This window comes from Micromonospora sp. LOL_023 (assembly GCF_048060115.1).
Lineage (GTDB): Bacteria > Actinomycetota > Actinomycetes > Mycobacteriales > Micromonosporaceae > Micromonospora_E.
On sequence record NZ_JBHMIM010000073.1, the window covers coordinates 1 to 26,445 of the forward strand.

The following is a 26,445-nucleotide window of genomic DNA, read 5'->3' on the forward strand; positions in this document are numbered from 1 at the left end:
CCGCAACTCGCCTCGTGTCCGGTTCTCAACACGGACAGAACCTCTCAAGCCGGAACAACGCCGGGGCCGTGCTGCACAACCAGGTTGACTATGGCTCCGCTACAGCCATTGGCTCGAATCAACTTGCGGAGGAGTGCCGGAACCTCGGCCGAAGCTCGGGCGCGTTTCGGCCTCGTCGCCCAGGGCGGGCGCTTCCGACGCACTGTCCCGTAGGCGCGGTGCAGGCGATCCGCGTTGTCGCGGCTGGTGTGCTGTCGGTAGCCACGGCGGAAACGGTTCGTGCCAGTGCGAACTGGACAGCACCCTGGAGACTGTCGACATTGATTGACCGCCATACCGTCTGGCCGTAACCTGGCCGATGGAAGAGCCGAAAATGCCGGACGGATCCCGGAAGTTCCATCGCTGTTCCAGCTGGTCCAATACTGCCCAGTGCCGGACCAACGACCACCGGCCGTGGCTGCTCTGGCGAATCCGACCCCAGCCAGTTCAGCCACGGCCGGTTCGGCGGTTCCCGCCGAGCACGGCAGCCGTCCCGGACCAGCAGCCGTCCCAAACCACAATGTGCAGGAGCAGGTTTGCTCCGCGCAGGTCGGGTAGACATGCGAGATGACCGGGTCCGAGCCTCCGGCGTCCAGCCCCGCGGCGCGCCAACTGGCCGTGCAACCGGCGCTTCCTGTGCTGATGTACCACTCGATCTCCCCGGCCGTCCGGGGGCCGCTACGGTCACTCGCGGTCGGACCCACCCGGTTCGCCGAGCAGCTCGCCGCGCTCACCGATGCCGGGTACCGGATGGTCGGCCTGAGCGAGGCCCTCGACCTGCTCGACGACGCGGTGATCGACCGGAACCGGCCGACCCCGCCGTTGGTCGCCCTCACCTTCGATGACGGGTACGCCGATTTCCTCACCCGTGCGCTGCCGCTGCTCGACGCCGCGAACGCCCAGGCCACCCTCTACCCCTCGGTCGGCCACCTCGGGCAGTGCGCCGACTGGTTGGGCCAGTGGGCTGACGAGTTCGGCCCCCTGCTTGACTGGACTCAGCTGGACGAGGTGGCCGGGTCGGGCCGGGTCGAGATCGGCTCGCACGGACTGTTGCACCATCCGCTCGACGTTCTGCCGCCGCAGCGGGCGGCGGACGAGATCGTCGATGCCCGGGACCGTCTCGAACAGCGGTTCGGCACCCCGGTCAGGTCGTTCTGCTATCCGCACGGCTACCACGATTGGCGGGTCCGGGCAGCGGTCCGCCGGGCTGGGCACGACAACGCCTGCGAGGTGGGTCGGCGGCGGTACCGGCCGGGTGACCGGCGGCTTGCCGTACCTCGGCTGCTGCCCACCGGTGACCACGATGGCGGTGCCGTGCTCGACCTGGTCCGTACCGGTGGACCCCGGATGGTGCCGCAGGCCAAGCGACTGGCCCAGCCCGCCTGGCGACTGACCCGGCGGGTGGCCCGCCGGGCTGGCCGGCAGCTGACGTGACGGCCCGCCCCTGGTGGCGGCGCGGCGGCCCACTGGCGGTGGCCGCCGGCCTCGCCGTGCTGGTCCTGACCCTCGGCGTGGTGGTCCCGCTGCTGCAGCACCACGCCGACCAGTCGGACCAGTCGGACCGGATCCGTCAGCCGGACCTCGGTGGCGGACCTCCGCCGGCCGGGCCGCCACCCACCACGGCCGGCGGTGACCGGACGACTAACCCGTCCGGGCTCGCCATGCCTACCGGCGATCTGCCCGGTTGGCGGCAGATCTTCGTCGACGACTTCACCGGCACCGCGCTGGCCGACGACTGGTTCGCGTACTCCGGTCAGCCCGACGGCGACCCGGGCGGCTGGTTCGATCCCGGCCACGTCTCGGTCGGCGGCGGGATGCTGACCATCGGCGGTTGGCGGGAAGCCGAACGCGACAACATCTACGTCACCGGTGGAGTCTCCAACCGGCGGGTGGTGACCCGCACCTACGGCCGTTTCGACATCCGGTTCCGGATGGACCAGGGGACCGGGATCGCGTACGCGCTGGTGCTCTGGCCGGGCGACAACGTCTACCCGCCGGAGATCGACATCGCCGAGGACAACGGCAAGGGCCGGGACCGGACGTACGGCGTGCTGCACCCCGTCACCGGGGTCCCGATCGAGCGCAGCACGCCCGGCGACTTCACCCGCTGGCACACCGCCGGGCTGGAGTGGACGCCGGGGAAGCTGGTCTACACCCTCGACGGTGAGCCGTGGGCGACCATCACCGGCGACCAGGTGCCGGACGAGCCGATGTCGCTGGCCCTGCAGTCCCAGGCCTGGTACTGCGGCCACACCTGGGAGGCGTGCCCGGACGAGACCACTCCGGACGTGGTCGACCTGCAGGTCGACTGGGTCACCATCTACGCCCCGGACTGACCGGGTCAGCCGGCGTAGCGGTAGACGACGACATCGTCGCTGCGCTGGAACACCGACCAGCCGTCCCGGCCGTCGAGCAACCGCTCCAGCCGGTCCAGCGAGCCGGGCTGGAAGTAGCCGAAGTAGTCGGACTGACGCCGCATCCCGTCACTGATCACCAGGTACGTCGGATCGCCGTCGAACGAACGCAGGAACTCCTCGATGGTCGGCAGGTGCTCGCCGTCAAGTGCCACCCCGCGTAGGTTCGCGCCGACGACCAGATCCGGCTCGCCCGCCGGCACGTCGGTGTTGAACTGCGGGTACATCCCGGTCAGCCGGCTCGGGAAATTCGAGGCGGCGACCGCGATGGTGGCCCCCGGCTCGGCGTCGGCGTACAACTGGCGGGCGGCGGCGACCTCGTCGGACGTCTGCCGGTCCACCACGAGCTGCCCGTGCCGGCCCTGCACGGTGGCCAGCGCGAAGCCGCCGAGCGTCACCGCGGCGACCGGACCCAGCCACCGTCGGCCGCTGCCGGACCGGTGTGATCGGCCGGACCGGCGGTCGGCCAGGTCGACCAGGGCCTTGGCGATCAGGTACGCGCACCACGGCGCGGAGAACAGGAACACCCGGTAGATCGCCTCACCGCCGTAGCTCTGCCCGGCGATCAGCACGAACGGCGTGGCCGCCAGCAGCGTCGGAACCAGCACGGTCAGCAGCCGACGCCGGTACGACAGCACCGCGAGCGCGGTCAGCGCCCACACGGTCAGGGCCAGGGTGCGGACCACCATCGCGGAGAACGCTTGACCGGTCGAGCCCCAGCCCTCGGCGTTGCCGGCGGCGTTGGCGAAGATGTCGAACCCGTCGAAGACGCCGAACGATTCCGCCACGAAGCCGAACCGGGGCAGCAGATAGCCGATCACGATCGCGCCCATGGCCAGCGGCAGCCAGCGCGGCCGGATCAGCCGCAGTACGGCGAGCACGGCGACCTGCGCCACCACCAGGTACGGCGAGAGCTGGTGTGCGGCGGTGAGTACGGCGAGCAGCGCCAACGCCGCCACGACCGGTCCGACCCGGCGGGTGCCGCCGGTGCGGTCCGCGTCAGCGTCAGCGTCCGCGTGCCGCCGGCCACCGCTCGGCGAGCGCAGCCAGGTCAGCACCACCAGCAGGACGCCGAGGCTGAGCAGGAAGCCGAACGCCTGCGGGGAGAGGTAGTCCTCCTCGATCCAGTTGATCGTCAGGAACCCGAAGACGGTCAGGTAGGCGACCCGGCGGTCGTCGGCGAGGGTCCGGGCGATCGCGTACAGCACCGGCGCGGCGGCCAGGTTGAAGAAGACCGGGGACCAGTCCGCCAACGTCACCGGGGCGATCCCGCCGACGGTGGCGAGCTGGGCGGCACCGGCGAACAGCGCCGGCCACTGCTGGTAGATGTCCTGGGCGGCGTCGACCGGGTTGCCGGCAGCGATGTACTCGAGCACCCCGAGGTGCTTGTACGTCCAGGCGTACTGCGGCTCGTCGAGCAGCAGCGGGGTGGTGCCGTGCAGCAGCGCGATCAGCAGCACCAGGTAGCCGGTCGCGACCAGCCCACGCCCGCCGGGCCGCCGGCCGGCGGCGGCCGGGCGCATCCCGGCGGCGGCCGGGCGCATCCCGGCGGCGGCCGGGCGCATCCCGGCGGCGGCCGGGCGCATTCCAGCGAGCGCGGCGATGAAGCCGGCGACGGTGAGCGTCAGCGCGGCGAAGAAGAACGGACTGACGGTCGCGAGCAACCCGAAACCGCCGACTCCGGTCAAATCGGTACGCGCGATGGCGATCTGCCACAGGGCCACCGCCAGTCCGGCCACCACCAGGTGTCCCGCCAACAGCCGGCCCGCGATCCTCGGCCGGCTCCGTGGCGGGCAAGCCCCGCCCACCCGGCGGAGCCTGACCAGGGCGGCGACGCAGGCAACGGCGACGGTCGCCGCCATGGTGGCGACCACCAGGTGGGGTTCCCACCAGCCGGCCCACACCGACCCGGAAGCCGCGACGGCGTACCCGGCGAGGCTGGCCAGCACGGTCGACGCCAACCGGGTGGCCGCCGGGCGCACCGGCAGATGGCTGAACAGGGCCGCTCCGGGGCCCACGACGGCGAACGCGACGGCGGCGGGGGCCTGCAGCGGCCCACCGACGGCCAGGCCGATCAACGCCAGCACAGCGACGGTGAGACCGCCGTACGCCAGACCGGCCCGCCCGTCCGCCGGCCGCCGAGCGACCGACGGGGTGGCCGGGGCGTTCGCGGCTGGCGGGACCGGTGGGGTCGTCGGCGGAGCCGGGACGATCGACGGTGTGGTCGACTGGCGGACGGGACGCAGGGCGAGATCGATCATCCGGCACTCCTGGTGTCGGTGGTAACGGTCTCGGGACGGGCGGTACGCGTGGCCCAGGCGGGCGGTGCGGCGGGATCACCGGTGGCCCGGTAGCGGCGGACCAGGCTCGGCAGCAGGGCGATCGCCACTGCGGCCTGCGTCATACACAGCGCCGCGGCCGGGGCGATGATTCCGACCTGGGGCAGTCCGTACCAGCTCAGTGCCAGGAACGCGGCGATCCCCACCGACTGCACGGTCACCACCGGCCACATCCGCTTCTCCATCATCGCGAACGCGCAGGAGAGCAGGATGACACCGGTGAACGGCAGCGAGAGCCCGACCAGCCGCAGCGTGCCGGCACCCTCGGCGGCGTACTCGCCGCCGAGCACCCGCAGCAGCGGCCCGGCCGCGCCACCGAGCACCAGCGCACCGGCCAGCACCACGGCCGCGACCAGCCCGAACGCCCGGTTGACATGGGCCCGGGCGGCAGCCGGGTCACTGGCCGCGGTGACCACGAACGAGGTGACCACGTTCCAGAGAAGGGTGCTGCCGGCCACCCCGATGGTCCACGGGATGTAGAAGTAGGCACTAGCCGTGACGCCCAGTACCCCGGCCACCATCACCGGTGGCAGGAACGCCACCGCGTTGGTCAGCAGGCCGTTGACGTACTCGGCGGAGGCGAAGCCGAGCAGTTCCCGACGGGCCGGTGCGGGCGCGGCCGGCGCGGTGCGGGCGTGTGCCGGGGCGAGCCGACGCAGGATCCACCAGTTGACCCCGAGCATCGTCACCAGCATCGGCGCCGCCCAGGCGATCAGCATCCCGTCGCCGGCGGCGGTGCCGGCGAGCAACGGCAGCAGGGCCAGCTTCGCGCTGGACGCGATCACGTTCTTCACCGGTACGCTGCCCGCCTTGCGCAGCGCGGTGAGCACCCCGTCGGAGATGAAGAAGATCGCCGAGGCGACCACGGCGGCGACGAACACCAGCCGCTGCGCCGGGGCCGGGCCGATGATCCCGGTGCCCAGACCGAGCACGAGGAACCCGCCGCCGAGCAGGAGCGACATCACGGCCGACGCGGCGTAGCCGGTGAGGATCAGCCGTCGGGTGTGCTGGCCGGCACCGGGCAGGAAACGGGCGTACAGGTTGATCAGGTTGAGCTGGGCGAGCCCGGCCAGCAGCGCCATCGCGGAGACCGCCGCCGACGCCCGGCCGACCGCCTCCGGCGGGAACCAGCGGGCGGCCACCACCCAGAACACGAAGCCGAGTCCGGCGCTGGCGACGGTCGACGTCATCAGCGCCACGGCGCTGTGCAGCAGCGCCGGACGCCGTACCACCGTCGGGCCGCCGCCCGCCGGTGCCACCGCGACAACCGGCGTGGTCGCGGCGTCCGTGCCCACGGCGTCCGTGGTCGCGGCGTCCGTGGTCGCGGCGTCCGTGGTCGCGACGGCCGTGGTCACGGCAGGCTCCGGGTACGGCGCCGCAGCCGCCGGTCGGCGAGCCGACTGCGCAGGTACTTGACCGGCCCGGTGAGCAGCCCGCGTCGGTTGGCGCCGACCAGGCCACGGGGGAAGTCGGCGCGCAGCCCGGCGAGCCGGTCACCGCCGCCGAAGGTGTCCCGCAGCGCGGTCGGGGCGAGTCGCAGCAGCGGCCGGATCAGCCGTGGGTCGCGCAGCAGCAGGCTGGTGTACGCGGCGGTCAGCCCGGTGCCGTAGCCGACGAGTTGGGTGCGCAGCCCGGCCAGGTCCCGCCGGTGGCGGTGCCAGACCAGGGCGCTCGGCTGGTAGGCGACGGTGCCGCCGGCGATCAGCACCTGCATCAGGGCCAGGGTGTCCTCGGAGCCCATCGCCGGCGTGCCGGCACCGAGCGCGGTGTCGAAGCCGCCGATGCGTTCCAGAACACCCGGCCGGAAGACCATGTTGCCGCCGGCACCGAACGGCGGCAGTGGGTAGAGCGGGCTCTGCCGGTGCACGGTCGCGGGGGAGAAGACGTCTGGGGTGAAGCCACGGCCCTTGCTGTGCCCGCCGTACTGCTCGAACCACAGCTGGGCGTCGGTGTCGAGCTCGGCCGGCACGATGGCGCCGGTGACGACGTCGGCCTCGGGGTGCTCGGCCAACGCGCGGGCCACCTCGGCCAGCCAGTGCGGGTCGGCGGTCTCGTCGTCGTCGATCCAGGCGACGATCTCCCCGGCGGCGGCGCGTAGCGCCCGGTTGCGGGCGTGGGACAGCCCGGGACGGGGCTCCCGTACGTAGTCGACCGTGCGGTGACCGGCGGCCGCCGCCTGGGCGGCCGCGTCGGCCACCACCCGTACGGTGCTGTCGCTGACCGGGGCGTTGTCCACGACCAGTACCCGGAACCGGGGGTAGCGTTGGGCGAGGACGCTGTCCAGGGTGCGGGCCAGCCCGTCGGGGCGTTCGCGGGTGCAGACGACCACGGTGATGTGCGGGGCGTCGGTCAGGATCTCCGCGCGACTGGTCAGGTAGCCGGGTTCGGGCCGGGCCGCCGGCGGGATCTCCCGGTCGACCGCGGCGGCGAGGTCCGAGGCGGCCAACCCCTGCGGCGGTACGTCGATCAGCAGCGCGCCGATCGGCTGGGTGAACTGCCGGACGAGTACCCAGGCGCGTTCCACCCGGCGTCCGTGCGGGTCGACGCCCAGGATGTCCGGGATCGGGCCGGCGAGTTCCAGGTCGACGACGGTGGCCGGGATACGGTCGGTGGTGACGGCCGTGGCTGAGGCAGGGAAGCGTGAGCTCATCGGGCGACTCCGATCGACGGGTTCGGGGATGGCGTCGGTGCTGCGGCGAGTTCGATCAGGGCCCCGGTGGCCGCGGCGGCGGTGCCGGCCAGGATCGCGCCGGCCCGGGCGGCGGGTCGGCCGCCGTCGCGGCGCAGCGCCGAGGTGACCTCCCGCCGGAGCGCGTGGGGCAGGGTGCCGCGCAGGTAGTCCTGTTCGGCGCCGAGGCTTGCGGTGCCGTCGAGCAGTCGGGCCATCAGGATCTTGCCGCGTCCTTCGGCGACGCAGCGGCGCAGGAAGTGCCGGAACGTGCTGTGGCTGGCCGGCACGCCGTGCGAGATCACCGACTGCGGCACGTACCACCACTGTCCGCCGGTGACGGTGCTCATCCGCAGGCAGAGTTCGGTGTCCTCGGGGCGGGCCCGGTTGCCGACCTTGCCGAACCCGGTGCGGAACCCGCCGGCGGCGAGGAAGGCGCTGCGGCGTACCGCCATGCTGGCCGACCAGACGTTGCGGACCGGTCCGGGATCGGTTGGCTGCCCGGCGTCGGAGCCGCCGACGGCCCAGCGGAACTCGTCGGGGAACCAGGCGGGTTGCGTCCGCTCCCAGGCGGGTTCGATGCCGCCGCCGGCTCCGACGACCGTGGGGTCGTCGAAGGCGGCGACCAGTCCGGCCAGCCAGCCCGGGTGGGCGACGACGTCGTCGTCGAGGAAGACGACGAGTTCGCCGTGGGCGTGCTCCGCGCCGGTGTTGCGGTTGCCGGAGACACCCCGCTGGTACGCGTTGGCGAGCACCGTGACGTCGGGCAGTTCCCGGGTGATTCGCTCGGCGAGGGCCGGGTGGTGGTCCACCACGACGATGATCTCGGCGGGCGGCGGGTTCTGACCGCGGACGGAGTCGATCGCGGTCCGCAGTCCGGTGAACCGGTCGGGGTGGTGGGTCGGGACGACGACGCTGACGGACGGTGGACGCATCGGTCAGCCCTCCTCGGCGTAGACCGGCGTGGCGACGACGGTGGGTGCGACGGCTGGTGACGCGGCGGCGGCCCGGCGCTTACGGCGCAGCTGCCGGTCCCGGCGGAACTCGCTGAGGATGGTGCGCAGCACCCGAGTGCCGTCGCGTACGGTGTTGAGGTTGCTCTCGCCGTGGATCCGCAGGTACTCGACGCTGGGGACTTCGGCGATGCGCAGTCCGTGGCCGGCGACCCGTACGTTGATCAGGGTTTCGATCTCGAACCCGTCGCCCCACAGCTTGCCGGTGCCCGGCGCCGGCGTGGCCGGGTCGGGCAGCTCGATTGCCGGCAGGACCCGACGCCAGAAGGCGTTGTAGCCGTAGCACAGGTCGGTGAAGCGGGTGCCGAACAGCAGGTTGACGATGCCGTTCAGACCTTCGTTGCCGACCCGGCGCAGCGGGGTGATGTCATGGCTGCTGCCGCCGGTGCGGAAGCGGGAGCCCTTGGCGAAGTCGGCGCCGGCGAGCAGGGCGGCCACGAAGGCGGGGATCTCGGCGGGGTCGGTCGACCCGTCCGCGTCGATCATCACGACTATGTCACTGGTCGCCGCGGCGAAGCCGCAGGCGAGCGCGTTTCCCTTGCCGGTACGCGTCTGGTGCACGATCCGTACCGAGGGCAGCAGCTCGCGGGCGACCTCGACGGTGCGGTCCACCGATCCGCCGTCGACGACGATGACCTCGTCGATGCCGCGGGGCAGCCGGGCGAAGACGTGCGGCAGGTTCCGCTCCTCGTTGAGGGCGGGAACGATGACGGTGACCGACGGCGGCGGGTGCGTCTGCGTGGCGGCCTGGGACGGCGGCCGGTGCGTCTGCGTGGCGGCGGTGGCCGTCGGCAACTGGCGGGTGTTGGTGGAGACGGACATGCTGGTGTCCTCCGGGGGGTGGGAGGGTGTGCGGGACATCAGGCGACGCGGGCCGTTCGCGTGCCGCCCGGGCTGGGCTAGCGGTCCATCACCGGGGGTCAACAACCAGATATGACGGTTATTTCGGTCATGAGGCGAGGTGGTGACCCGGGTCACACCCGCAGCATGGTGGCGGCGGCCGTCGGCCGCGAGGAGGGGACCCATGTCGACTGACGTCTGCCGGTGCGGCCACCCGCGTGCCGCGCACACCCACTATCGGCGCGGGACGGATTGCTCCTTCTGTGGGCCGTCGCGTTGCGGTCGGTTTCGGCCCGGCGCCCGATTCTGGCACCGGTGGTGGCCTGTCCGGTTTGCGAGGCGCTGGCGGATGCGGCCCTCGCCGCCTCGGGGCTGATTCACCCGGTGGTGAGCCGGGCGGTGTCGAGTGGCGGGATCATCACCGGCAGGTTTCCGGATGGTTGCGGTGGGAGCGTTCCCATGCGATGATGATGATCGATTGGCGCTGCGGAGCCAGCCAAGCACAGTAGATCGTCGAGGGCAACCGGTTCTCCGGTCGGCGATCACGCCCGCCGGGTCGTCCGTGTGACGGCAGGTGGTGCACCGACCTCACCAGGGTCCCGGCATCCATGCCGGCGACCAGTTATGTCGCGAGGAGACAACTCCGCATGAATCTGAACCCACTACGCGGCGCTGGGCGCTCGACGTTGCGTCGCGGTCTGACCGCCGCGGCGGCGGTCGTGCTCGGTTCCGGCGTACTCGTCGTCGCGGCCACCCAGGCCAGCGCCGCGGCCGGGTGTCGCGTCACCTACTCGGTCAACCAGTGGAGCACCGGCTTCACTGCCAACCTGACCGTCACCAACCTCGGTGACCCGCTGAGCAGCTGGAACCTGGAGTTCGACTACTCCGGCAACCAGCGCGTCCAGCAGGCGTGGAACAGTGAGTACACCCAGAGTGGCAACCGGGTTACCCTGCGCAACGCTCCCTGGAACGGGTCGCTGGGCACCAACGCCAGCGTCAACCCCGGCTTCAACGCCAGCTACTCGGGCACCAACACCGCGCCGACCGTGTTCCGCCTCAACGGCGTCGCCTGCACCGGCAGCACCGGCCCGACCACCGGCCCCCCGCCCACGTCTGCGCCGCCCACCACGGCGCCACCCACCACCGCACCACCCACGACCGCGCCGCCCACCTCGCCGCCGCCCCCCGGCGGGCCCCGGGTCGACAACCCGTACGTCGGCGCCGACGTCTACGTGAACCCGATCTGGAGCGCGAACGTCGCGGCTGAGCCGGGCGGTAGCCGGATCGCCAACCAGCCGACCGGTGTCTGGCTGGACCGCACCAGCGCCATCTACGGCAACAACAGCCCCACCACCGGTGACATGGGGCTGTCCGACCACCTCGACGAGGCGGTCCGCCAGGACGCCGCCAACGGCAGCCGGCCGATGGTGATCCAGATCGTGATCTACAACCTGCCCGGCCGTGACTGCGCCGCGCTGGCCTCCAACGGTGAGCTCGGTCCGACCGAGATCGGCGCGTACCGCACCGAGTACATCGACCCGATCGCGGAGATTATGGGCCGCGCGGCGTACCGTAACCTGCGGATCGTCTCGGTGATCGAGATCGACTCGCTGCCGAACCTGGTCACCAACGTGGGCAGTCGGGTGACCGCCACCCCCGAGTGTGACGTGATGCTGGCCAACGGCAACTACGTCAACGGCGTCGGCTATGCCGTCGGCACCCTCGCTGACGTGCCGAACGTCTACAACTACATCGACGCCGGACACCACGGCTGGATCGGCTGGGAGGACAACTTCGGCCCGTCGGCGACGATCATCGCGCAGGCCGCCCGGGCGTCCGGTGCCGCCCTCGCCGACGTGCACGGCTTCATCACCAACACCGCCAACTACTCGGCGCTGCAGGAGCCGTACGTCACCATCGACAGCAACACCCGTCAGTCCGACTGGATCGACTGGAACACCTACAACGACGAGCTGTCGTTCGCGCAGGCGTTCCGTTCGCGACTGGTGCAGGCCGGCTTCTCCTCGAACGTCGGCATGCTGATCGACACCTCGCGCAACGGGTGGGGCGGCCCGAACCGGCCGACCGGGCCCAGCAACGCGACTGACGTCAACACCCGGGTCGACGAGTCGCGGATCGACCGTCGGTTCCAGAAGGGCAACTGGTGCAACCAGTCCGGAGCAGGTCTGGGCGAGCGGCCCCGGGCCGCGCCGGCCAGCGGCATCGACGCCTACGTCTGGATCAAGCCCCCGGGCGAGTCGGACGGCTCCAGCCGGCTGATCCCGAACGACGAGGGCAAGGGTTTCGACCGGATGTGCGACCCGACGTACGCCGGTAACCCGCGCAACAACAACAACATGAGTGGCGCACTGCCCAACGCGCCGGTCTCCGGACACTGGTTCTCCGCGCAGATCCAGCAGCTCATGGCGAACGCGTACCCGGCGCTGTAATAGCCCGGTCGCAGCCGCTGAGCGGGGCCCGGTGCGGACATTTCGCACCGGGCCCCGCCCCATGCCGCCCGGCGGGCGAGCGGGGTTCTACGGCACGGTGCGTTCGATCGCCGCCGCGCCGTCCCGTTCGAGTTCCCGCCGGGCTTGCTCCACCTGCTCGCGGGTGCCGTCGCCGCCCTTGGCCACCGCGAGATCCACCGGGTCCCAGGGCTGCTCCGCCCCGGTACGCGGCCGTGCCGGGCCGAAACTGCCGGCCGGCTGTTCGAAATCCGGGCTGTCCTGCTCGCCGTCCGGGTCTGTCACCAGCAGCGGCACAGTGGTGTCGTCCTCGACCGCCGCGGCCACTTCCGGCTCGTCCTCCAGCGGTGCCCGCCCGATCGCGCTGTCCCGGTCCGTCATCGCACGCCTCCCGTCGGATTCGTCAAGTGGCGGATACCCGCGACGACGGTGAACAATCATCTGTCCCCGACGCCGTTACGGCTGCGGGGACAGATGCGATGGCCAGCGGTGCAGTCGCGGTCAGATGGCGAGCACCCGGTCGAGCAGGTCGCGGTAGCGGCGGACCGCCATCCGCAGCTGCTCGGTGTCCTCGGGCCCCGCGCTGGTCCAACCGCTGAGTTCGTCGCGTTGCGCAGTGAGCGCCGCGGTGAGCGCCTCCACCGCCTCGGTCACCAGCCCCTGTGCCTCGCCGGCGGCCGCATGCGGATCGTCGACGAACCGCAGCTGTACCTCGCGCCAGCGGTCCCGGAAGGCGGTCGCCTCGTCGTCGGCGAAGAAGGCGGCTCCGCTGGTGGTTTCGGCCGAGGTGTCCGCCGGCATGTCAGCGGGCAGCGCGGTGACCTCGTCATGGTCGGCCGGGTCGATCTCGGAGTCGGTCTGGGCCTCGACGATGTCGTTCTGGTCCGTCCGGCCGATCGCCGTCTCGTCGGGCACCGGTCCGTCACCCACCCGTACGGTGTCGTCGTCGCGGGGATCGCGTTGCTCGTGCAGACGCTCGGGGCCAGCCATCGCGGCGGCGGCGACGGCACCACCGACGGTGGCCGCGCCGAATGCGGTCGGCTGCTCGACCGGCTGGTAGTGGACCGGTTCGTCCCGGTCCGGCGTCGCCATCCCGGTCACGACCTGGGTCCGGTCCGGATCATGACCGTCCTGCTCGGCGCCGTGCGGGTCACGGGCGGAGTCGGTCGGGTCGGGCCGATAGGTCTGGTCATGGTCGGTCTGGGTCGTGATGACCTCGGTACGCTCATCGTTCCACTGGTCCGTACGGGCCATGTCGGTCTCCTCAGTGGGTAGTTGCCTCAGTGGGGGTCGGGGTAGGGACTGGATCCTCGCCGAGCAGCTCGGCGAAGAGCGCCCGGTAGTGCACGACAGCCTGCCGCAGCTGCTCGGTGCTCGCCTCGCCGCGCTCGTTGGCCAGGTGGATCTCGTGGGCGTCGCGGTACCTGCCGAGGGTACGAGCGTGCTCGACAGAGAGATGGGCGACCTGTTCGGCGTAGTCACCAGTGGGGTAACCGCGCTCGGCGACCAGCCGGGTGACCAGCTCGTCGGCGTTGCCCACGGCCGCGCCCGGAGCGTCGACGAACTGTGCCTGTACGTCTTCCCAGGCGGCGGCGTACCGGGACCGCGACTCGGCGCGCAACGGCGTCAGGTTCAGCTCGGCGTGCCTGCGCTCCCGCTCCCGCAGCTCGTGTTCGGCCGCGCTGCGGCTGTCCTGCTCGGCGACGACGCGGTCGTACTCGGGCCCGAAGGTGCTGCGGAGGTTGCGACGGCGGAGCAGGGCCCAGATCGCGGCGGCGGCCGCGATCACCGCGAGGACTGCGACGATGGTGATGACGATCTCGATGGGCAACATGGTGTTCCTCCTTCTCACCCTGGTATTCCCGCCACACCCCGATCCTCAATCCAGGTCCGTCGCACTTCCTTGCCGGGGTCCGGCCGTCGGGGGCTTTCGCCACGCTCCGTGCCCACAATCGACCGCTCGGTGTCTCTGGTAGTGCCTGAGCCATTAATTACGTATCCTGCCGGTGGCGTGGACGCCAGACTGACCGTCGACTCACCGAGGAAACGGTCAGACCAGCATCCACCGCCAGCTATGCCACAACCGCGTCGGCGAGGTCTGATGAATACCCGCAACTGGTCGATCCGCTCCAAGATCGTTGCGCTGGTCGCTGTCCCGATCGCTGCGCTGCTGGTCCTCTGGATCTTCGCGACGTCGCTGACGGTCGGTCCGGCGTTGAGCCTGCTCGGTGCGCAGACGCTGCTCGACGACGTCGGCCGACCCGGCGAGTCGGTGGTCGCCGAACTCCAGCGGGAGCGGCGGCTGTCGGTGGTGTACCTGTCGCGGAGCGACGAGCAGGTCGCCACGCGGGCCAGGGATCTCCGGCAGCTGCGGGCACAGTGGGACGCCACGGACACGGCCGTGACGCAGTTCCGCCAGCGGGCGGTCGGCGATGATCCGCCCACGAACCCGTCCGTGCTGGAAGTCCGGATCGACCAGACCCTGTCCGAGTTGGAGATCCTGGCCGCCGGTCGAGGCCTCGTCGAACGTCGGGAGATGGACGCCGCCGGTGCCCTCGGCCTGTACAACGGCGTGGTCGACACCGCCTTCCAGATGTTCGGGGCGTTGGCCGCGCTGCCCGACAACGAAATCAACCGGCAGGCCCGGGCCCTGACCGACATCGGCCTGGCCCGGGAGATCCTCGGCCGGGCCGACGCCCTGCTCGCCGGGGTCTTCACCGCCAGCGCGTTCACCGTCGACGAGCACCGCCAACTGGTGCAGACCATCGCCGCCCATCGCTTCCTGCTCGACCGGGCGGTGGCCGAGCTACCCGACCCGGACCGCCGCACCTACGACCAGCTCGCCGGAAGCGAGGACTTTGTCGCACTGCGTCAGCTGCAGGACGAGTTGATCGACGCTGGGCCGGCACCGGACGGGGTGGCCGTCGACAGCACCCGCTGGCGGTCCAACTACGAATCGGTGCAGCGGCAGTTGCGTGACTTCGAGCTGCTGGCCGCCGAGGCGCTGACTCAACGCAGCATGCCCACCGCGATCGCGATCCTGGCCCGGCTCCTCGGTGCCAGCCTGATCGGTCTCGCCGCGGTGATCGCCGCCGTGGTGATCTCGCTTCGGGTCGGCCGGTCGCTCATCCACCGGCTGACCGGTCTGCGCGCGGCGGCCCTGGAGCTGGCCGGCGACCGGCTACCCGGCATCGTCGCCCGACTGCGCGGCGGAGAGGACGTCGACGTCGCCAGCGAGGCACCTCCGCTCGAGTACGGCACCGACGAGATCGGCCAGGTCGGACACGCGTTCAGCGAGGTGCAGCGGACCGCCGTACGGTCCGCGGTGGAGGAGGCGGCACTGCGCCGCGGCCTCAACGAGACCTTCCTCAACATCGCCCGGCGTAGCCAGACCCTGCTGCACCGGCAGCTGGCCGTGCTGGACCGGATGGAACGACGCAACACCGACCCGACGGAACTGGAGGACCTGTTCCGGGTCGACCACATGGCGACCAGGATGCGTCGGCACGCCGAGGACCTGGTCATTCTCGCGGGCGCCGCCCCCGGTCGGGGGTGGCGCAACCCGGTGCCGGTAGTCGACGTGATCCGGGGAGCCGTTTCCGAGGTCGAGGACTACGCCAGGGTGCACGTCACCACCGTCGAGCCAGCCGCGGTCGCCGGTCGGGCGGTGGGCGACATCATTCACCTGCTCGCCGAGTTGATCGAGAACGCGGCGTCGTTCTCGCCGCCGCAGACCCGGGTCACCGTGATCGGGCAGAACCTACCCAACGGGTACGCCATCGAGGTCGAGGACCGTGGTCTCGGCATGACATCGGAGGCGATCGAGGACGCCAACCAGCGCCTCGGCCAGCCGCCCGATTTCGACCCGCACAACAGCGCCCGACTGGGCCTGTTCGTCGTCGCGCAGTTGGCGGCCAAGTACAGTGTCGGTGTTCGGTTGCGACCGTCCCCGTTCGGCGGAGTCACTGCCGTCGCGCTGATCCCGGCAGATCTGGTGGTGCCGGAGTCCGAGGTCCTGGCGCTGCCGTCCGGCCGGCCACCGACCGCACTGACCACGATCCGGTCCGTGCCGAGCAGCGCCACCCCGGACGACAGCCCGCCACCGCCGCACGCCCCGACCGCGGTCGTCCCGTCGCTGGCCCCGCCGTCGCTCGCCGGGCTGTCGCCGGGCACCGCGCCGGTGCCGGCGGTGCCGGGTGCGCCGGTGCCGGCGGGGCTGCCGACCCGACGCCGGCCCACCAGCCTGCCGACGCGGCGGGCCAGCGGCGAATCGACCACCACCGAGGACGGACTGCCTCGTCGGGTCCGTCAGTCCAGTCTCGCCCCACAGCTTCGTCGCGCGCCGGACCCGGCCGACGGCCAGCTGGGCCTGGAAGCGGCGCAGCGGTCCCCACAGGAGGTCCGTGCGGTGATGTCGGCCCTGCAGTCCGGGACAGCCCGGGGTCGGCTCGCCGCCGGTCTCGCCGGCGACGCCCCCGCGACCGGCGACGCCCCCGCGACCGGCGAGCCGACGGAATCGTCACCGACCGGGCCGACCGGCCCGGTCCGCGGCACCGCGACGCCACCGCCCGGCGCGGTGGTGCCGCCACCGATGGCGGACGAGTCCGAGAGGAAGCTGTAGCAGTGCACACGACGCGGAGTGGGATGAACCTCGACTGGCTGCTCGACGATCTGGTCGAGCGGGTCCCGAGCGCACTGAAGGCAGTCGTGCTCTCCGCCGACGGCCTGCTGATGGGTTCGTCGCGCGGCCTCACCAGAGAGGACGCCGAGCACATGTCGGCTATGGCGGCCGGCTTCCAGAGCCTGGCCAAGGGAGCCAGCCGGCACTTCACAGCCGGCCCGGTGCGCCAGACGATGATCGAGATGGAGTCCGCGTACCTCTTCGTGACGGCCGCCGGGCACGGTGCCTGTCTCGCGGTGCTCAGCGCGGCCGACGCGGACATCGGCCTCGTCGCGTACGAGATGGCGATGCTCGTCACGCGGGTGGGGCAGACCCTCAGCGCCTCGGCCCGACCACCCGCCACGCAAGCCGATGCAGGGTGATCCGGCCGGACCGCACGACTGGCTCGACTCCGCCGCCGGTCCGGTGGTCCGCCCGTACGCGGTCACCGGCGGCCGGGTCCACCCCAGCGGAGCGAAGATCGACCTGTTGGCCTTCATCGTGGCAGGGGCACCGGAAGGTGTCGACGGTGTTGCCGACCTGCAGCCGGAACATCGGCGCATCGTCGGGCTGGCCCAGCAGCCGGTCTCCGTCGCCGATCTGGCCGCAGACCTGGATCTGGCCCTCGGGGTGGTCCGGGTCCTCCTCGGTGACCTGCTCACCGTCGGATTGATCGCCCTGTACGAACCCCCGGCTTCGGCCAATCACCCCCACGACGACATCCTCAAGGCGGTGGTCAATGGACTCCGTGCGCTTTAACCTCAACCAGCCCGCACGACGTATCCCGCTGGCGCTCAAGATCCTCATCGCGGGGGGTTTCGGCGTCGGCAAGACCACCCTGGTCGGGTCGGTCAGCGAGATTCGTCCATTACAGACAGAAGAGGTGCTGACCAGTGCCAGCCTCGGCACCGACGACACCTCCTGGGTGGCGGCGAAGAACACCACGACCGTCGCGATGGACTTCGGCCGGATCACCATCAACGACGACCTGCAGGTCTACCTGTTCGGCACGCCCGGTCAGGACCGCTTCTGGTTCCTGTGGGACGAGTTGGCGTTCGGGGCGCTCGGCGCGGTGGTCCTGGCGGACACCCGTCGGCTCGCGGACTGCTTCCCGTCGGTCGACTACTTCGAGCAGCGGGGCACCCCGTTCGTCGTCGGGGTCAACTGCTTCGAGGGGTCACAGCAGTTCAGCCCGGACTCGGTGCGTCAGGCCCTCGACCTGGATCCGGAGGTACCGATCGTTCTCTGCGACGCCCGCAACCGCAACTCCGGCAAGACGCTGCTGATCGCGCTGGTCGAGCATGTCGCGTACCGGCGGGGTCAGCCGGTGCCGACCGGCTGAGCCGCCTCGACCAGCACGACATCGAGCCGGCGGGGTCCGTGCACCCCTTCCACCCGGTTCAGCTCGATGTCGCTGGTGGCGGAGGGTCCCGAGATCAACGTGATCGGTCGGGTCGGGTCGGTGAGCCGGGCCAGCGCCTGTCCGACGCTGTCGGCCACCTGCTCGGCCCGGACCACACAGACGTGCCGGTCGGGCACCAGGGTGAGCCGCCGTGGGCCCTGGGCCGGCCCGGCGTCCAGCAGCACCGTCCCGGTCTGGCCGATCGCCACCGCGCAGCCGGTGACCGCGGCCAGGCCCGGCACGTCCAGCGCCGCAACCGTCAGCGGCTCGGTCGGGTTGTCGCGGACCACCGTCCCGCGGTAGCCGGCCAGCCAGCTCTGCGGGAGATCGGCCGGCACCGCCACCCGTGGCGCGTCGTCGAGGACAGTGGCCAGGCACTCGGCCAGCCCGGCCGGAGTGCAGCGGTGCACGGCCGCCCGGTAGTCGAGCAGCCGGTCCACCAGCAACGCCACCGGATCCGGCGGTGGCGGATCTTGCGACGGCCGGATCGGGTCCGGTGCCGGCGGGTCCGGTGCCGGTGTCGGCGGGTCCTGCGCCGGTGTCGGCGGGCCCGGTGCTGCTGGAGCGGGCTCGCGGTCGCGGGCCGCCCGTAGCCGGGCAAGGATGTCAGTCCGGGCGTCGGTCACCGTTGGCCACCGCCATCCTCCCGGGTCAGCCACCAGTCCCGGAAGCTCTGGCGGGGCGGCACCGGTGCGTCCCGGCTGGCTGTCCAACCAGACAGCGGCCAGGGCAGCCGCCGGACCGTGCCCCGGCTCCCGGCCATCAGCCGTAGCGGCGCCGCCGCACGCCGGGCGGTACGCAGCGCCGCCGTATAGCGTCGTCGGTCACGCATCGCCCAGGACATCGCGCGCATCGCGGTGCGTTGCGCCGACGGGCGGCCCCGGGCCTCGTCCACCCCCTTCTGTCGCAGGTGGACCAGGACCTCGGGGATGTCGATGCGGACCGGGCAGGCGTCGAAGCAGGCACCGCACAGCGTCGAGGCGAAGGGCAGGGTGCGGTTCGCCCCGGCGGCCTGGCCGGTGAGTTGCGGGGAGAGGATCGCCCCGATCGGGCCCGGATAGACCGACCCGTACGCGTGGCCACCGACCCGTTCGTAGACCGGGCAGACGTTCAGACATGCGGAGCAGCGGATGCAGCGCAGCGCCTGCCGGCCGACCGGATCGGCGAGCGTGTCGGCCCGGCCGTTGTCGAGCAGCACGATGTGCAGCTGCTGGGGACCGTCGCCGGGGGTGACTCCGGTCCACATCGAGGTGTACGGGTTCATCCGTTCCCCGGTCGAGGACCTGGGCAGCAACTGGAGGAACACCGCCAGGTCCGAGAAGGTCGGAATGATCTTCTCCACCCCGACGACCGAGATCATCGTCTGCGGCAGGGTCAGGCACATCCGCCCGTTGCCTTCGGACTCGACCACGACCAGGGTGCCGGTCTGCGCGACGGCGAAGTTCGCCCCGGAGATCGCCACCTGGGCGGAGAGGAACCGTCGGCGAAGATGCCGGCGCGCGGCCTCGGCCAGCGCGGGCGGGTCGTCGGTGAGGGTGGCGAGGTCGACGCCGGGCATCCGGCGGGCGAAGATCTCTCGGATCTGGGCGCGGTTGTAGTGAATGGCGGGCACCAGGATGTGCGACGGGGTGTCGTCGGCCAGCTGGACGATGAGCTCGGCGAGGTCGGTCTCCACCGCCTCGATACCGGCCGCGGCGAGCGTCTCGTTGAGCCCGATCTCCTGAGTGGCCATCGACTTTATCTTGACGACATGATCGGTGCCGGTCCGCAGCACGAGTTCGGTGACGACCCGGCCCGCCTCGGCCGCGTCGCGGGCCCAGTGCACCTGGGCGCCGGCCGCAGTGGCCGCCGCCTCGAACCGCTCCAACAGCTCCGGCAGCCGGGCCAGCGCGTCGTCCTTGATCGCGGCACCGGCGACGCGCAACGCCTCCCAGTCCGGCACCTCGGCGACCACCCGTTCACGTTTGCCACGGATCGTCCGGGTGGCGCGGCGCAGGTTGGCCCGTAGCTGCGGATCGGCGAGCTCGCGGGCGGCGGCGGTCGGAAACGGCAGCCGCGCCGTCACGTTGCCGGTGGGATTCATCGGGCCTGCGCCACGGTGCCGGCCAGGATCTGGGCGTAGTGCACGGCCTGTACCGGAGCACGGGACCGGGACAACCCGCCGCCGATGTGGGCGAGGCACGAGTTGTCCGCCGCCGCCACGTAACGGGCACCCGTGTCGCGTACCGCCTGGCACTTGTCCGCCAACATGGCACCGGACACGGCGGCGTTCCTGACCGCGAACGTCCCGCCGAATCCGCAGCACTCCCCGGCGTCGGGCAGGTCGACCAGGTCGATGTCGCGGACCGCGCGCAGCAGCCGCAGCGGTCGGTCACCCAGCCGGAGCATCCGCATCCCGTGACAGGTCGGGTGGTAGGTGACCGGGAAAGGGAAGCGGGCTCCGACATCGGTGACGTCCAGCACGTCGATCAGCAACTCGGACAGCTCGTACACCCGGGGTCGTAGCCGGGCCACCGCGTCGGTGAGCGCGGCGTCGCCGGCGGCCAGCCGGGGATAGGTGTCCCGGACCATCGCGACGCACGAGCCGGACGGGGCGACGACCACGTGGTGATCGCGGAACGTCTCGACGAAGCGGCGCATCAGGGGCAGCGCCTCGGCCCGGTAGCCGCTGTTGCCGTGCATCTGCCCACAGCAGCTCTGCTCCAACGGGAACTCGACGGTGTGACCCAGCCGCTCCAGCAGCCGCACCACCGCCTGCCCGGTGTCGGGATAGAGCGCGTCGGTCACGCAGGTGACGAAGAGTGCGATGCGCATCGGTCAGCCCTGTCGGAAGTAGGGGAGATGTCGTTCGCGGGCGTTCAGCAGGTGGTCCCGGACCGCGGCCTCGGCCCGGTCCGGGTCACCGGCCGCCACCGCGTCGACGATGCGGTGGTGCTCCGCGCCACTGGTGCGGTAGTGCGTAGGGGGAAAGTGGAGTCGGAACAGGTGCAGATGCGGCCGGAGCCGGACGATCGCATCCTGGAGCAGGCCGTTGCCGGATCGCTGCGCCAGCAGGTTGTGGAACCGGGCGTCCTGGGCGGTGAAGGCGGCGATGCTGGCGTAGCCGTGAGCGTCGGGCACCGGACCGGGCAGCGTCGCGGCGGCCCGGAGCTCGTCGAACGCGGCTGCTCCGGTGTGGGCCGGGCCGGTGGGGTCGTCGGGCGCGGCGGTGTGGGCCGGGCCGGTGGGGTCGTCGGGCGCGGCGGTGTGGGGGGCCGGACCGGCGGCACGGTGGCGGGTCGCGGCCAGCCGGGCCGCCGCGGTCTCCAGGATGAGCCGCATCTCGACGAGTTCCTCGAACTCGTCGCGGGTAAGCAGAGGGGTGGCGGTGTACCCGGCCAACGGCCGTTTGCGGATCAGCCCGTCGGCTTCCAGCCGGGCGAGCGCCTCGCGTACCGGGGTCGGGGAGACCTGGAGGCCGCGGGCGAGGGCGTCGATGTTGATCCGGGCACCCGGGGCCACGACATGATCCATCACCTGGGCGCGAATGGTCTCGTAGACGTCGTCGGTGAGGGTGAGTCGGCGGGCTGGCCGCACGGAACACTCCTAGGCTTGGCCCGCCAACCAGCGGGTAGACCAAAGATCCTATAGGATCGCGCCGGTCTGATCGAGAGGTCGACCAATGGATCGCAACTGGAGTCGACCACGGACCGCAGCTGGAGTCGACCAATGAACCCAGCTGGAGCCGGGCACGGATCGCAGCTGGAACAGCGCAGGAGAGGACCCGGTGGTGGCAGTGGAGCCGAACCCGACGGCCGAGACGATCTACCTCGGCTGCTACACGGCTGACGGCGGCGGCAACGGGTCCGGGGTGATGGCCGCCCGACGGGATCCCGTCAGCGGGCGGATCGAAGAGCCGGTGCTGGTCGCCGAGACACCGTCGCCGTCCTTCCTCACCCGGCACCCGCGGCGGCCGGTCCTGTACGCGGTCAACGAGGTCGACGAGGGCACGGTCAGCGCCTGGAAGGTCGGTGGCGACGGTGGTCTGCGCCCGCTGGGCGAGCAGTCCACCGGCGGGTCGAGCCCCTGCCACCTCGCCTTCGTCGCCACGGGTGACCATCTGGTCAGCGTCAACTATGTCAGCGGTAGCGTGGCGGTGCATCCGGTCACCGACAAGGGTGAGCTGCTGCCGCGTACCGATCTGCGGACGCACACCGGGGCCGGACCGCGCTCGGATCGGCAGGAGGGCCCGCACGCCCACATGGTCTCCCCGGACCCGGAAGGCGACGGCCTGTACGCGATCGACCTGGGCACCGACGCCGTGTACCGGTACCTCCTCGACCAGGCGACCGGGGTGTTGAGCGAGCCCGACCCGGCGGTGGCGGCGACGCCGGGCAGCGGCCCACGGCACTTCGCCCGCCATCCGGCTGGCGGGTACGGCTACCTGGTCGGGGAGTTGGACGCGTCGGTCACCGCGTACGCCATTGACGGAACCGGCCGGATCCGTGAGCGGGGGAGGGCGTCGGCAAGCGCAGCGACCGGTGCCCAGCCGTCGGAGATTGCCGTCGGCCCGGGGGGCCGATTCCTCTATGTGGCGAATCGTGGTCCGGATACGATCGCGATCTTTTCGCTATCCGTGCCCGATCAGCCGCTTTATGTGACTGAGGTGGCATCTGGTGGCCATTGGCCACGTCACTTCGCTATCGTCGGCGGTCATCTGTATGTGGCCAACGAGCGATCGGAATCGGTGGGCGTCCATGTGATCGATCCTGTCACCGGGGGGCCGAGCATGCTGGGTGACCCGGTTCCAGTGCCGACGCCGACCTGCGTGCTGCCCGTCTCCTGGTGACCGTCTGCATGATCAACATAAGATCGGCAACTGTCTCTTATTCGAGGTGGGGACTAATGCGGAGAGGTTTCTAAAAACGTACGGAAGTGGTGCGGTTACCTAAAGTAACTAAATCCAACGCAAGTGTTTCTCCTCCGTAACTTTCGTCCGAACGTACCTAGCACGACGGCCGCCGCGTCCGGAGTATGGGGACCGTGCCAGGCCGTCACCGGATACAAAGTCATGCCAGCGCAGCGAGCGCCATCGCCGCTGCGATGGCGCTCGTCGTCGTGGTCGCGGGAGCGTGGTTCGGCTATCAGCGGTTGAGCGGTTTGTCGTGCTCGGGTGAGCTGCCGCTCGTGGTCTCCGCCACACCTGAGATCGCGCCGGCCCTGCAGAGCGTCGCGGACCAGTGGCAGGTCGATGGCGGCGCGGTCGATGACACCTGCGTCGCCGTGCAGATCGTCGCTTCGGATCCGGTGGATGTGGCAGCGGTGTTGGCCGGACAACACGGGGTTGCCCTGGCCGGAGTGGGCCAGGCGAGCGGTACGGCGGTCGCGCCGGACGTCTGGGTGCCGGATTCGTCGACCTGGTTGCTGCGGTTGAGTTCACTGGCCCCAGGGTTCTCGCCGACCAACAACGAGTCGGTCGCCCGTAGCCCAGTCGTCATCGCCATGCCGGAGCCGGTGGCGACCACCCTCGGATGGCCGGATCAGCAGCTCACCTGGACCGACCTGCTGCAGCAGATCACCACCGGCATCAACCTGCGTACCGGCATCGTCGAGCCGACCCGCGACGCCGCCGGTCTGTCCGGCCTCCTCGCGCTCGGTGCCGCCGCCAGCGAAGCAGGCGAAAATGCCCAGCAGGCGACCACTGCCGCGCTACGGACACTGGCCACGGGCCGGTCAGCGTTGCGTGAAGATCTGCTGGCCCGCTTTCCGCGTTCGGCCGACCCGGCGTCGGTCGCGTCCTCACTCAGCGCGGCCGCGCTGAGTGAGGAGGACGTGATCGAGTACAACGCGACCGAACCACCGATCGCGCTCGCCGCGCTGTACCTGGAGCCGGCACCGATGTCGCTCGACTACCCGTACGCAGTCCTGCCCGGTGCCGATCCGGCGAAGGCCGCGGCGGCGGACGGTTTCTTCGAACTGCTGAACGAGGTCGCGTTCCGCGACCAGCTCGGCGACCGGGGCCTGCGGGCCTCCGACGGCACCTGGGGCACCGGGTTCAGCGCCCCGCAAGGTGCCCCCAGTCCGGCCGGCACCGCGCCGGCCACGATCGAGCCGGAATCCGGCGGCACGGCCGCTGGCGGTCTGGACCCGGTGGTGATCGACCGCGCGCTCGCGACCTGGACGTCGGTGACCTTGCCCGCGCGGATGCTCGCGGTCATCGACGTGTCGGGTTCGATGCTGGAGCCGGTCCCGTCGGCAGGCAACGCGACCCGGGCCGACGTGACCCGGGAGGCTGCCCGCCGTGGGCTGGGGCTCTTCGACGACTCGTGGGCGCTGGGTCTGTGGATCTTCTCCATCGAGCTGGACGGCGAACAGGACTGGCGGGAGTTGGTGCCGATCAGTCCGCTGAGCAGCCAGCGAGCCACTTTGGAGGCGTCACTGGCGGAGGTCGTTCCAAAGCAAGGCGGAAACACCGGCCTCTACGACACCAGTCTCGCGGCCTATCGGACAGTGCAGGACGGGTGGGCTGCTGGGCGTGTCAACTCCGTCGTCATCTTCACTGATGGTAGGAACGAGGATGACAACGGGCTGACCCAGGAACAGCTGCTGGCCGAGTTGGCCGAGGTGGCTGACCCGCAGCGGCCCATCCAGATGATCTATATCGGCATCGGCGACGGAGTGAGCCAGCAGGAACTCGAGGCGGTCACCGAGGTCACCGGGGGCGGGGTCTTCGTCACGGAGGATCCAGCGAACATCGGTGACATCCTGCTGAAGGCGATCGCCCTTCGCCCGACGACGGGTGGTTGAGCTTCTCGACTTAAGGGGTCTATGGTGCGCTATCCGGCCATCTGGTGACTGTGTGTCCTTCAGTGGTTCCATATTGTACTGAAGATCTGTGAGTGCTCACACCAAGTGGCGGTAATCTGTCGCAAGCTTCGGCCACACCGGTCGGTGGGGCCAAAATATCGGGGTGTCCGGGCGCTGAGGCTCCAACGATGGGCCTGCGAGGCGCCTGGGGGGATTGCGTCGACTCGAGCGAGCTGGGGAGGGCTAGTGACGTCGGCGACACTGATCAATACTGCGGTGGTGCGATCGGGCTCCATGCCGGAAGCACCGACCGCGGTCCTGCACGCGCGACAGCGTGCCTACATACGGGCGATCGCCGCCCTCGACATCGGCATCCTCTGCGTAGCCGTACTGGCCGGCTACCTGGTTCGCTTCGGCGCCGAGGAGGCCGCCGGCGCGGACCTGCCGTACGTCCTGGTCACACCCTGCCTGATGATCGCCTGGCTCGCCTCACTGAAGGTGCTGCGGTGCTACGACGACCGGGTGCTCGGGTACGGCGCCGACGAGTACCGGCGGGTGATCACCGCCAGTCTGCGACTGGCCGGCATGGTCGCGATCATCGGGTACGTCGCCAATGTCGGCATCAGCCGTGGCTTCCTGGCGGTGGCTTTCTCCGTCGGCACCGTCGGCCTGGTGGCGGGGCGCTTCGGTGCCCGCAAGTACCTGCACCGGCAGCGGTCCGCCGGCGCCGGATGGTTCCGCAAGGTGCTCGTGGTCGGTGACACACCGCACGTGCTGGAGCTGGTGCACACTCTGCGCCGGGAGCCGTACGCCGGTTATCGGGTGGTCGGTGCCTGCATCCCGGACGCGTTGCTGGCACCGGTGCCGCAGCGGCTCGGTGACGTGCCGGTCGCCGGCTCGTTCCGTAACATCCCGGAGGCGGCGGCCGCGACCGGCGCCGACACCGTGGCGGTCACCGCCTCGGGTGAGTTGACGGCCACCCGGCTGCGCCGGCTCGGCTGGCAGTTGGAGGGCACCGGGATCGACCTGGTGCTGGCTCCGGCGCTGACCGATGTCGCCGGACCGCGCATCCACACCCGGCCGGTCGCCGGACTGCCGTTGATCCACGTCGAGGCACCGGAGTTCCGGGGGACCCGCAAACTTGTCAAGGGCTTGGTCGACCGCTCGGTCTCGCTGCTCGCGCTGACCCTGCTGCTGCCGCTGCTGAGCCTGATCGCGTTGGCGATCAAGCTCGACAACTGGGGCCCGGTGATCTTCAAGCAGGTACGCGTCGGTCAGGGCGGTCGCGAGTTCCACGTGTACAAGTTCCGCACGATGGTGGTCAACGCCGACGCCCTGCTCGCCGAGCTCGTCGCCAAGAACGAGACCGACGGGTTGATGTTCAAGATGCGCGACGACCCGAGGATCACCCGGGTGGGCAAGTTCCTGCGCAAGTTCTCGCTGGACGAGCTGCCGCAGCTGGCCAACGTGCTGTTCGGGCACATGAGCCTGGTGGGTCCGCGGCCGCCCCTGCCGTCGGAGGTGGCCCGCTACGACGGTGACGTCGCCCGCCGGCTGTTGGTCAAACCCGGGATGACCGGCCTGTGGCAGGTCAGCGGGCGTTCCGACCTGTCCTGGGAGGACGGCATCCGACTGGACCTCTACTACGTGGAGAACTGGTCACTCGCCAGCGATCTGACCATCCTCTGGAAGACCTTCGGTGCCGTCGTCAACGGCCGCGGCGCCTACTGACCCCGCCCGCCGACCCCGACGATCTGACCGGTAAATCACCTGTACCACGGCGGGTTTTGGGTGTGCGGGGGTGGCCCGGTGTCGG

The 26,445-nt window shown here is 71.0% G+C and carries 22 protein-coding genes; 10 read left to right on the forward strand and 12 right to left on the reverse strand.

The window, feature by feature from the left end; translation table 11 throughout:
* Positions 1-606 precede the first annotated feature (606 nt).
* Both ACFHVL_RS27510 and ACFHVL_RS27515 read left to right on the forward strand, forming a co-directional pair.
* A complete protein-coding gene (locus tag ACFHVL_RS27510; protein ID WP_416631349.1) occupies positions 607-1,473 on the forward strand; it encodes a polysaccharide deacetylase family protein in 867 nt (288 codons plus the stop codon).
* Positions 1,470-2,375, forward strand: a complete 906-nt coding sequence (locus ACFHVL_RS27515) for a family 16 glycosylhydrolase (protein WP_416631350.1) — start codon at positions 1,470-1,472, stop codon at positions 2,373-2,375. Before ACFHVL_RS27510 ends, ACFHVL_RS27515 begins: the two co-directional genes overlap by 4 nt.
* A 5-nt stretch (positions 2,376-2,380) precedes the next feature.
* Here ACFHVL_RS27515 and ACFHVL_RS27520 read toward each other — a convergent pair whose 3' ends face one another.
* Genes ACFHVL_RS27520 through ACFHVL_RS27540 form a run of 5 tightly spaced genes read right to left on the reverse strand, consistent with a single transcriptional unit; the run spans position 2,381 to position 9,295 of the window.
* Positions 2,381-4,714 carry a hypothetical protein gene (locus tag ACFHVL_RS27520; RefSeq protein WP_416631352.1) on the reverse strand — a complete coding sequence of 778 codons (2,334 nt, stop codon included), beginning with the start codon at positions 4,712-4,714 and terminating at the stop codon, positions 2,381-2,383.
* Positions 4,711-6,147: a lipopolysaccharide biosynthesis protein gene (locus ACFHVL_RS27525; RefSeq protein WP_416631353.1), complete on the reverse strand. Its 1,437-nt coding sequence runs from the start codon at positions 6,145-6,147 to the stop codon at positions 4,711-4,713. The genes ACFHVL_RS27520 and ACFHVL_RS27525 overlap by 4 nt, the downstream gene beginning before the upstream one ends.
* Positions 6,144-7,442, reverse strand: a complete 1,299-nt coding sequence (locus tag ACFHVL_RS27530) for a glycosyltransferase (protein WP_416631355.1) — start codon at positions 7,440-7,442, stop codon at positions 6,144-6,146. The genes ACFHVL_RS27525 and ACFHVL_RS27530 overlap by 4 nt, the downstream gene beginning before the upstream one ends.
* Positions 7,439-8,395, reverse strand: coding sequence for a glycosyltransferase family 2 protein (locus ACFHVL_RS27535; protein ID WP_416631356.1), 957 nt, complete (start codon positions 8,393-8,395; stop codon positions 7,439-7,441). The genes ACFHVL_RS27530 and ACFHVL_RS27535 overlap by 4 nt, the downstream gene beginning before the upstream one ends.
* 3 nt (positions 8,396-8,398) lie before the next feature.
* Positions 8,399-9,295, reverse strand: coding sequence for a glycosyltransferase family 2 protein (locus ACFHVL_RS27540; protein ID WP_416631357.1), 897 nt, complete (start codon positions 9,293-9,295; stop codon positions 8,399-8,401).
* A 665-nt stretch (positions 9,296-9,960) separates the two neighbouring features.
* Here ACFHVL_RS27540 and ACFHVL_RS27545 point away from each other — a divergent pair.
* Complete coding sequence (locus ACFHVL_RS27545; protein ID WP_416631358.1) at positions 9,961-11,763, forward strand: glycoside hydrolase family 6 protein; 1,803 nt, start codon at positions 9,961-9,963, stop codon at positions 11,761-11,763.
* A gap of 87 nt (positions 11,764-11,850) precedes the next feature.
* Here the strand turns inward: ACFHVL_RS27545 and ACFHVL_RS27550 are convergent, their stop codons facing one another.
* From ACFHVL_RS27550 to ACFHVL_RS27560, 3 genes are all read right to left on the reverse strand, one after another.
* Positions 11,851-12,162: a hypothetical protein gene (locus ACFHVL_RS27550; RefSeq protein ID WP_416631359.1), complete on the reverse strand. Its 312-nt coding sequence runs from the start codon at positions 12,160-12,162 to the stop codon at positions 11,851-11,853.
* A 120-nt stretch (positions 12,163-12,282) separates the two neighbouring features.
* Entirely contained in the window at positions 12,283-13,035 is a 753-nt protein-coding gene (locus tag ACFHVL_RS27555) for a hypothetical protein (protein ID WP_416631360.1), read from the reverse strand.
* 10 nt (positions 13,036-13,045) lie between these two features.
* Complete coding sequence (locus ACFHVL_RS27560) at positions 13,046-13,615, reverse strand: hypothetical protein (protein WP_416631361.1); 570 nt, start codon at positions 13,613-13,615, stop codon at positions 13,046-13,048.
* Between the two features lie 267 nt (positions 13,616-13,882).
* Here ACFHVL_RS27560 and ACFHVL_RS27565 point away from each other — a divergent pair, with 267 nt between their 5' ends.
* The 4 genes from ACFHVL_RS27565 to ACFHVL_RS27580 are packed head-to-tail and all read left to right on the forward strand — an operon-like array spanning position 13,883 to position 17,783.
* Positions 13,883-16,402, forward strand: a complete 2,520-nt coding sequence (locus ACFHVL_RS27565; RefSeq protein WP_416631362.1) for a nitrate- and nitrite sensing domain-containing protein — start codon at positions 13,883-13,885, stop codon at positions 16,400-16,402.
* A 23-nt stretch (positions 16,403-16,425) separates the two neighbouring features.
* A complete protein-coding gene (locus ACFHVL_RS27570) occupies positions 16,426-16,824 on the forward strand; it encodes a roadblock/LC7 domain-containing protein (protein WP_416631374.1) in 399 nt (132 codons plus the stop codon).
* Positions 16,814-17,200 carry a DUF742 domain-containing protein gene (locus ACFHVL_RS27575; protein WP_416631363.1) on the forward strand — a complete coding sequence of 129 codons (387 nt, stop codon included), beginning with the start codon at positions 16,814-16,816 and terminating at the stop codon, positions 17,198-17,200. Before ACFHVL_RS27570 ends, ACFHVL_RS27575 begins: the two co-directional genes overlap by 11 nt.
* A complete protein-coding gene (locus tag ACFHVL_RS27580) occupies positions 17,181-17,783 on the forward strand; it encodes a GTP-binding protein (protein ID WP_416631364.1) in 603 nt (200 codons plus the stop codon). Before ACFHVL_RS27575 ends, ACFHVL_RS27580 begins: the two co-directional genes overlap by 20 nt.
* Here the strand turns inward: ACFHVL_RS27580 and ACFHVL_RS27585 are convergent.
* From ACFHVL_RS27585 to ACFHVL_RS27600, 4 genes are read right to left on the reverse strand one after another with little or no spacing between them, the layout of a single operon-like run.
* Complete coding sequence (locus ACFHVL_RS27585) at positions 17,762-18,469, reverse strand: LutC/YkgG family protein (protein ID WP_416631365.1); 708 nt, start codon at positions 18,467-18,469, stop codon at positions 17,762-17,764. The genes ACFHVL_RS27580 and ACFHVL_RS27585 overlap by 22 nt on opposite strands.
* Positions 18,466-19,926, reverse strand: coding sequence for a lactate utilization protein B (locus ACFHVL_RS27590; RefSeq protein ID WP_416631366.1), 1,461 nt, complete (start codon positions 19,924-19,926; stop codon positions 18,466-18,468). The genes ACFHVL_RS27585 and ACFHVL_RS27590 overlap by 4 nt, the downstream gene beginning before the upstream one ends.
* Positions 19,923-20,657, reverse strand: coding sequence for a (Fe-S)-binding protein (locus ACFHVL_RS27595; protein WP_416631367.1), 735 nt, complete (start codon positions 20,655-20,657; stop codon positions 19,923-19,925). Before ACFHVL_RS27595 ends, ACFHVL_RS27590 begins: the two co-directional genes overlap by 4 nt.
* Before the next feature lie 3 nt (positions 20,658-20,660).
* Positions 20,661-21,419, reverse strand: a complete 759-nt coding sequence (locus tag ACFHVL_RS27600) for a GntR family transcriptional regulator (RefSeq protein WP_416631368.1) — start codon at positions 21,417-21,419, stop codon at positions 20,661-20,663.
* 190 nt (positions 21,420-21,609) lie between these two features.
* Between ACFHVL_RS27600 and ACFHVL_RS27605 the strand changes: the two genes are divergently transcribed.
* From ACFHVL_RS27605 to ACFHVL_RS27615, 3 genes are all read left to right on the forward strand, one after another.
* Complete coding sequence (locus tag ACFHVL_RS27605) at positions 21,610-22,671, forward strand: lactonase family protein (protein WP_416631369.1); 1,062 nt, start codon at positions 21,610-21,612, stop codon at positions 22,669-22,671.
* Between the two features lie 254 nt (positions 22,672-22,925).
* Positions 22,926-24,629 carry a substrate-binding domain-containing protein gene (locus tag ACFHVL_RS27610; protein WP_416631371.1) on the forward strand — a complete coding sequence of 568 codons (1,704 nt, stop codon included), beginning with the start codon at positions 22,926-22,928 and terminating at the stop codon, positions 24,627-24,629.
* A gap of 294 nt (positions 24,630-24,923) precedes the next feature.
* A complete protein-coding gene (locus ACFHVL_RS27615; RefSeq protein ID WP_416631373.1) occupies positions 24,924-26,360 on the forward strand; it encodes a sugar transferase in 1,437 nt (478 codons plus the stop codon).
* The last annotated feature ends 85 nt before the right edge of the window (positions 26,361-26,445 follow it).

Bases quoted from the DNA above. Each gene is read 5' to 3' on its own strand.
- ACFHVL_RS27510 (WP_416631349.1), top strand. From the start codon at position 607: ATGACCGGGTCCGAGCCTCCGGCGTCCAGCCCCGCGGCGCGCCAACTG.
- ACFHVL_RS27520 (WP_416631352.1), bottom strand. From the start codon at position 4,714: ATGATCGATCTCGCCCTGCGTCCCGTCCGCCAGTCGACCACACCGTCG.
- ACFHVL_RS27530 (WP_416631355.1), bottom strand. From the start codon at position 7,442: ATGAGCTCACGCTTCCCTGCCTCAGCCACGGCCGTCACCACCGACCGT.
- ACFHVL_RS27535 (WP_416631356.1), bottom strand. From the start codon at position 8,395: ATGCGTCCACCGTCCGTCAGCGTCGTCGTCCCGACCCACCACCCCGAC.
- ACFHVL_RS27540 (WP_416631357.1), bottom strand. From the start codon at position 9,295: ATGTCCGTCTCCACCAACACCCGCCAGTTGCCGACGGCCACCGCCGCC.
- ACFHVL_RS27545 (WP_416631358.1), top strand. From the start codon at position 9,961: ATGAATCTGAACCCACTACGCGGCGCTGGGCGCTCGACGTTGCGTCGC.
- ACFHVL_RS27550 (WP_416631359.1), bottom strand. From the start codon at position 12,162: ATGACGGACCGGGACAGCGCGATCGGGCGGGCACCGCTGGAGGACGAG.
- ACFHVL_RS27555 (WP_416631360.1), bottom strand. From the start codon at position 13,035: ATGGCCCGTACGGACCAGTGGAACGATGAGCGTACCGAGGTCATCACG.
- ACFHVL_RS27560 (WP_416631361.1), bottom strand. From the start codon at position 13,615: ATGTTGCCCATCGAGATCGTCATCACCATCGTCGCAGTCCTCGCGGTG.
- ACFHVL_RS27565 (WP_416631362.1), top strand. From the start codon at position 13,883: ATGAATACCCGCAACTGGTCGATCCGCTCCAAGATCGTTGCGCTGGTC.
- ACFHVL_RS27570 (WP_416631374.1), top strand. From the start codon at position 16,426: ATGAACCTCGACTGGCTGCTCGACGATCTGGTCGAGCGGGTCCCGAGC.
- ACFHVL_RS27575 (WP_416631363.1), top strand. From the start codon at position 16,814: ATGCAGGGTGATCCGGCCGGACCGCACGACTGGCTCGACTCCGCCGCC.
- ACFHVL_RS27580 (WP_416631364.1), top strand. From the start codon at position 17,181: ATGGACTCCGTGCGCTTTAACCTCAACCAGCCCGCACGACGTATCCCG.
- ACFHVL_RS27590 (WP_416631366.1), bottom strand. From the start codon at position 19,926: ATGAATCCCACCGGCAACGTGACGGCGCGGCTGCCGTTTCCGACCGCC.
- ACFHVL_RS27595 (WP_416631367.1), bottom strand. From the start codon at position 20,657: ATGCGCATCGCACTCTTCGTCACCTGCGTGACCGACGCGCTCTATCCC.
- ACFHVL_RS27610 (WP_416631371.1), top strand. From the start codon at position 22,926: ATGGCGCTCGTCGTCGTGGTCGCGGGAGCGTGGTTCGGCTATCAGCGG.
- ACFHVL_RS27615 (WP_416631373.1), top strand. From the start codon at position 24,924: ATGCCGGAAGCACCGACCGCGGTCCTGCACGCGCGACAGCGTGCCTAC.